The following is a 5731-nucleotide window of genomic DNA, read 5'->3' on the forward strand; positions in this document are numbered from 1 at the left end:
GCCAGCCTTTGCTGCCTTGTAGGTGCAAGGAAAATTAGCGCTGAAGGCATCTTCAAATTGTTTTCGGATCAGGTCATCGCTCATGCTGCACCCCGCACGGCCTTGTCGTGGGTGTGCAGGCCGTCCCAGTTCTTCTTCATGGGCAGCTCTCCGGCCAGGTACAGCTCGTACAGGCGCACCGCGCCCTTGCGCAGCAGGATCGGCGTGTAGCTGATGAACGCCTCTTTGCCGTGCGGGGCGATCTCCTGCTGGTGCTCGGTCATGTACTTGTCGCGGGCGTAGGCGGCCACACGGTACCGGGTGCCGGACTTGCTTTCGTTGTAGAGCCAGTTGCGGCCTTCGAGGAAGTGCCCCACCTGCATCACGTTTACCCCATTCAGGCTCTTGCAGAACTGGACGTGGCTCATGCCTTCCTTGAACAGGTTTTCCAGGTGGTCGATCTTCTTGGCCTGGGCCTCGACCTGGACGGTGAGCAGGACACGGGCTTTCTCTGACTCTAGGGCCATCTGGAGAATTTCCAGCTTGCTGAGGTCGGCGGGCTGGGCCGGGGCGGTGTAACCGCCAGTTTTGCGAATGCTGGGAAGTACTTCGCTCACCACCCACTCCTCGAAGCGTTCGGCTTGAGGCATCTTCGAGCGCATCACCAGCCGGTAGACGTCACGTTCTGGGATGATGTTTGCCGAAGGACCCAGGGTGAACGAATCGTTCACCCCCACCGGGCGCGGGCTTTTGCAGTGGTCGCGCACTGCTTTCTGTGGATTGGTGTAGCCAAGACGTTCGGCAACGTCCCTAGCAGAGAACCAAGGCTCACCATCAACTAGCACGACACGGACGTCGAAGCCTTCGAAACTGAACAGGTTCACTGTGCGCGCCACAGAATCGTAGTTCGCGTTTTGTGGCGCGAGATTCGATGGGGCTTGTATACTGATGTCCTGCGGATGCATAATTCACCTCAAGAGTTTTATGTGAAGCAGAGAGCCGGGGCGCAATCCCGGCTTTTTTGTGCCTGATTGTTTTGTGTCCCTTATGAGTCCCTCGCTCTGTATGGGAGGCGCGCAATAGTCGCCTGCCCTTTCTCACTCAATGCCTGTCGCACCTTCGGTGCTGATCGGCGCGCTGCCTCCCTGATCAGTTCCCTCAGAGATTCCGGGATGACCCGTTCAACTTCACCCGGATCAAGACCCGTTACGGCACTCGTCATGCCACCTTCCTCCTCATTAGGCCCTCAGACGTTTGATACCCTTCTCGTCAAGCAGGGCCTTCAGCTCCTGCGCGCCCTGGCTAACAAGCTGTTGAACCAGAGCAGTTGTTGAACACTTGAGAGTTGCTGCAAGACTTACGATTTCTGGATCGCCCAGAAGCTCTGCGCCCATCTCCACCAGTTCTCGACCAAGCACTGCTGGCTGCAGGCCGAGCGACTGCGCAACCCTGCGTAGCTGGGAATCGCTGTAGTGATTGAGTCGCACCTTGTGGACGTTGTCCCTGCGGTGACTGGGGTCGATGTACATGCTTAAGTGGCTCCTTGCGGCTAAGAAATTGGTTATGCGACCGACTTGGCGTCAGTAGCAGCAATGGCTGCGAGCTTTGGAAAGAACGAGAAGGCCGAAACGCGACCACCAGTTGCGTTATGCAGGTTTGCGGCGACGTCTTCGGATGGCTTCCGATGCCCTCCAGCGATCAGCCACAGGTAGCCGACCGAAATTCCTGAAGCATCGGCCACACGCTGACGCTCATCTGCGCTCGCGCTGGAAAGCCAGGTCTGCATTTCAGGGATGGGGGTTTTCATCTGAGTCACCTTTCCGGGAGATAAAGCAAATTTATCTCAGTGATAATTTTTAGGCAACCAGAGATTCATCAGGAAGATTATTTATCACATGGATAAAAGCGGCCATCATCCGCGCATGGATACCAACACCATTCGACGCGAAAATTTGCGAGCCCTTGCGGCCCGCTACCCAACCCAGGCTGAATTTGCCGCTGCGTGCGGTACGGCTCCTTCCGTTATCAGCCTGATCATTTCACCCAACCCAAAGCGAAATCTCGGCCCACAGCTGGCCAGGAAGATCGAAGCGGCGGCCGGCCTGGAACATGGCTGGCTGGATCAGCCGCACGATCTGCCTGCCGGCAGGCGCTCCGTGGAGGCTAACGCAAGGATCGAATCCGAGGGGATCGACCAGTGGGCCGACGATACGCCGCTGGATGAAGATGAGATTGAGCTGCCATTCCTGAAGGAAGTGGAGCTTTCCGCAGGAGGCGGCAAGACAGTGATCGAGGTAAGCGGTACCCGCAAGCTGCGCTTTGGCAAGTACACCGTTCGCAATATGGGCGTACAGCCCGACCAGGCTGTGTGCGTCTCGATCTCTGGAAACTCCATGGAGCCCGTTCTTCAGAATGGCGGAACCGTGGCGGTCGATCGGGCCAAGAACAAGGTTTCGGACGTTGTGGACGGGAAGATGTATGCGCTTAACCACGCCGGCCATGTCCGCGTGAAGCAGCTTTACCGAACCGCTCGCGGCGGATTGCGCCTACGCAGCTTCAATCGGGACGAGCATCCCGATGAGGAATACACGGCAGACGAGCTGGCTGCAGAGGAAATAAGCATCATTGGCCGCGTCTTTTGGGGCGCGTCGTTCTTCTAGGGAGGGTTGCAAGTGAACAAAATTACGGAGAAATCTCGTCGAGACGACCCGGACGATCTTGAGAAGATAATCGCTCTTCCAGCAAAAGCAGTGAAGTCCGCCCTGACCTCGCTCGGCCATCTGAAGCCTTGCTGGACTTGCGAACAGGAGGCCTGGGTGGTTGAGACGCTTAAAGGCAAGCCCACGCCTCTTCGGTTTGATGGCATCGTAGATGGGTACACCGTGGCTTACCAGGTTACATGCACAGCCTGTGGAAGCATTCGCCTAGCTGACGCTCAGACTGTTTTTTCCAAGGCCTCAGCCAGCTGATCCAGTCCTCATAAAAAATAAGCCCGCCCAGTGCGGGCTTTTTTTCGCCTGGCAAAAGGCATCCTGATAAACGACCGATCATCGACCGGAGATAAATTTATCAAATTGATATTGACAGCCATTTATCGCACAGATAAATTTCACCTCAAGCAGTCACTCACGAGGGACTGCAGAGGCCCTCACAGGCCGCCGCTCTTTCACATTGATGGGAACCTCGCGGATCGATCCCGGCAACGGCACAGCGCGAGCAATAAATTCGATCCCCATGCCAGCTCTGGAACTGGCCAGCTCGAAATCAGGCGGAACGTCAGCACGGCAGGAGCACAGGCCGGCCACGGAAAGCGGATGGAGGGTTGCGCTGCAGATGCTCCCTGCCGGGATGCCCTCAGAACGGGCGTCGGTACCTGGCAAAGCGCGAGCAGCGATTAACCAAGAGGAGGAACCTGCCCATGAAGTAGATAGACCAGCCGGAACGCGGACCGGCAACCCACGACGGACTGCCCCACCCAGCTGGCCGCAGAGCTGCAGTCGGCCGTCGTGTAGCGAACACCTTACCCAGCGACCACCCCGCCGAGGCCGATCGACGCGAGGTGATAGGGAAGCTCAAGGCCAACCGAACTGAGAGCATGGCCGTCGGCGGCTGAACTCGAGCGATCACCGCTGACGCAATGCCCCGGCCTGTCGCCAGTAGCGAGGCCGGACCAACCGATTCACCTCTGCCGGTTCAATGAGCCGGCTTTGGGAATCCACTGGAGGAACACAGCATGAACCTGACCGACACAAAACAGGACGAACGAATCCGCTCGGCCCTGCGCAATGCGGATCGTCGCGGCCAGCTGCAAGTGGTTGCAGCGGTAACCGGCATTGCCGGTGGCGTCGAGAAGCTGCGCGAGATCATGAACGGCACCGACGAGCTGCACATCATGGATCGCGGCATGCTGGCCCTGCACTTGGGCTGACAGACGATTCCCCGGTGCGCCTCAAGTGGGGCGTATCAGGGGGAATCCACTTAATCAACCGCCCTGGAGGGTAAGACGATGCAGATAGAAATTGATCTTGAGGGTCGACCTGTTCCTCATCCTGCAATCGCCCAATGGCTGAAAGCAGCTGAAGAAGCTGAACGCGCAGGCGTTTCCGGCTACGCAGCACGAAGGGCCGCTCGAGCTATTGAGATCGAGCAGGAGACCGGTGTGGCCGTCTGCGCTTGCTGCTTCAAGCCATATGGCCGCGGCGCGCTGCAGCACTGAACAACCAGCGCCACGACAGCCTGACGTTAACTGCCCGATGCCCTGCTCCCCATCGCAGGGTTCATCGGAGATTGATCGGAGCGTGCTCAAGCGAGCTGCAGCGCTAGGATCGCAAAGACCCGTGAACCTCCTGAGCCGGTATATGCGAGACGGCCAATACCAGAAACGCGGCGGGAACCAAGCAGGGGTAGCGCCCTGGTGTTCCGATCAATCTCCGATGCATCCCGCATCCCATCCCTTCACTTCGACCGCATCGGCAGGCGCCAGGCCACCTTTCACGGTGGGTTTGGTCACCCGCGCCTGGCTCCTGGCCAATGCGGCCGCATAACCTATCTGGAGGACGCCATGGGCGCACTTCGAGCAGCACAATGGCAGTACGACAACCAGTTGCCTCCGGCGGTGAGCGAAAGCGCGGCTGAGCAGGCGGAGGCACGCTGGATCGACGACGGTATCGCAGAGCTGATGGCGCGCCGTGACGTAGTGTTCCAGCGCAACTTCCGCCAGCGTGGCGTGACATACGAACGCTTCGCTCAGGCGGTGGACGAGTTCGCGATGGGCCAGCTTGGCCTGTCTGGGATCAGCAACTCGGTCCTCGGGCGCCTGATCCTGTCCGCGCGTTGCAAGGTCACCAGCGATGCCGCGGCAGCTGCCGACGAAATCATGAGCGTGGCGAGCCCTGAGGCAGCACTACAGGAGATCGCCCGCCAGCTGCTCACGCCCTTCGCCAAGGAAGCAGTGCTGGCCCAGGCCGAGGACGCGGAATGAATCCTCACAGCGTGGCGGTTCGCGCCATCGAGGCCGCGATCGAGACGATGCTTCTGCCGGGCTCAGGCCCGGTGGAGGATGCGAAGGCCGAATCCATGGTGGTCGCCTACTTTTCCATCCTCGTCATCGATGCCGAGGAATTCAAACACTACTGCGAGCGCATTCGGCGTATTGCCGTTCGGCGCAAGGAGGCTGCATGACTACGCCGATCTTCCCGTCGCTCATCGACGACCAGGTGGCCGAGGTTGCCCAGGCCGTGCCAGACGATCGAATCCTGCTGGTATTCAAGGGCCTGACCATGGAGGACGCCATGAATCAGGCGCGACTGGCTCACATCGAGAACCCGGCAGCATGGTCGGGCCGTGCCTACCTCTGCGGCATGTGCACGCTGGCCTACGAGGTTCGGGCATGAAATTTCTGACAGTTGTTTTCCAGCTGGATGATGCTGAGGAATTCCGCAGTGCGCACCCTGAACTCTTCTGCCTTGGCGGAGAGATAGATGGCGCTGAAATTACAGCGCTGTCGGTTGGTAACCAGGTTGGCCGAGTTTTCGCGCTTGAAGAGCTCCTTGAGCGCGAGGGCATCGATATTCCCCCGATGAGGGATGACGAATGACCAGCTACCAGCGCGCCCGCCGTCTGGTCATCTGGCGAGGCTCCTTCTCCATGCTCTTCGCCTGCACCTTCTTCATGCTCGCCAGCGCACTGGCCGGCAGCATCACTTCCTGAACACACACCCGAGCCCGGCGGGCCCTTAGGGGATAACCGGACC

At 59.1% G+C, this 5731-nt stretch carries 10 protein-coding genes; 7 read left to right on the forward strand and 3 right to left on the reverse strand.

The window, feature by feature from the left end; genetic code table 11:
• Positions 1-80: 80 nt before the first annotated feature.
• The 3 genes from L6D64_RS27865 to L6D64_RS27875 all read right to left on the reverse strand — a co-directional run bounded on the left by L6D64_RS27865 (position 81) and on the right by L6D64_RS27875 (position 1786).
• Positions 81-944 carry a BRO-N domain-containing protein gene (locus tag L6D64_RS27865; protein ID WP_236192654.1) on the reverse strand — a complete coding sequence of 288 codons (864 nt, stop codon included), beginning with the start codon at positions 942-944 and terminating at the stop codon, positions 81-83.
• 273 nt (positions 945-1217) lie between these two features.
• On the reverse strand, positions 1218-1508 hold the full coding sequence (locus L6D64_RS27870) for a hypothetical protein (RefSeq protein WP_176510351.1): 291 nt from the start codon (positions 1506-1508) through the stop codon (positions 1218-1220).
• A 32-nt stretch (positions 1509-1540) separates the two neighbouring features.
• Positions 1541-1786, reverse strand: a complete 246-nt coding sequence (locus L6D64_RS27875) for a hypothetical protein (RefSeq protein ID WP_176510352.1) — start codon at positions 1784-1786, stop codon at positions 1541-1543.
• An 88-nt stretch (positions 1787-1874) separates the two neighbouring features.
• On the opposite strand from L6D64_RS27875, the gene L6D64_RS28335 reads away from it, so the two are divergent.
• From L6D64_RS28335 to L6D64_RS27910, 7 genes are all read left to right on the forward strand, one after another.
• Positions 1875-2639, forward strand: coding sequence for a S24 family peptidase (locus L6D64_RS28335; protein WP_276575183.1), 765 nt, complete (start codon positions 1875-1877; stop codon positions 2637-2639).
• A 1073-nt stretch (positions 2640-3712) separates the two neighbouring features.
• Positions 3713-3907 carry a hypothetical protein gene (locus L6D64_RS27885; RefSeq protein WP_176510353.1) on the forward strand — a complete coding sequence of 65 codons (195 nt, stop codon included), beginning with the start codon at positions 3713-3715 and terminating at the stop codon, positions 3905-3907.
• A 78-nt stretch (positions 3908-3985) separates the two neighbouring features.
• Complete coding sequence (locus L6D64_RS27890) at positions 3986-4195, forward strand: hypothetical protein (RefSeq protein WP_176510354.1); 210 nt, start codon at positions 3986-3988, stop codon at positions 4193-4195.
• Between the two features lie 345 nt (positions 4196-4540).
• Complete coding sequence (locus L6D64_RS27895; RefSeq protein ID WP_236192655.1) at positions 4541-4960, forward strand: hypothetical protein; 420 nt, start codon at positions 4541-4543, stop codon at positions 4958-4960.
• Entirely contained in the window at positions 4957-5160 is a 204-nt protein-coding gene (locus L6D64_RS27900) for a hypothetical protein (protein ID WP_176510435.1), read from the forward strand. The genes L6D64_RS27895 and L6D64_RS27900 overlap by 4 nt, the downstream gene beginning before the upstream one ends.
• Positions 5157-5372: a hypothetical protein gene (locus L6D64_RS27905; protein ID WP_176510434.1), complete on the forward strand. Its 216-nt coding sequence runs from the start codon at positions 5157-5159 to the stop codon at positions 5370-5372. The genes L6D64_RS27900 and L6D64_RS27905 overlap by 4 nt, the downstream gene beginning before the upstream one ends.
• Entirely contained in the window at positions 5369-5575 is a 207-nt protein-coding gene (locus tag L6D64_RS27910; protein ID WP_176510433.1) for a hypothetical protein, read from the forward strand. The genes L6D64_RS27905 and L6D64_RS27910 overlap by 4 nt, the downstream gene beginning before the upstream one ends.
• Positions 5576-5731 lie beyond the last annotated feature (156 nt).

The sequence above is a fragment of the Pseudomonas urethralis genome (assembly GCF_021602465.1).
Lineage (GTDB): Bacteria > Pseudomonadota > Gammaproteobacteria > Pseudomonadales > Pseudomonadaceae > Aquipseudomonas > Aquipseudomonas vlassakiae.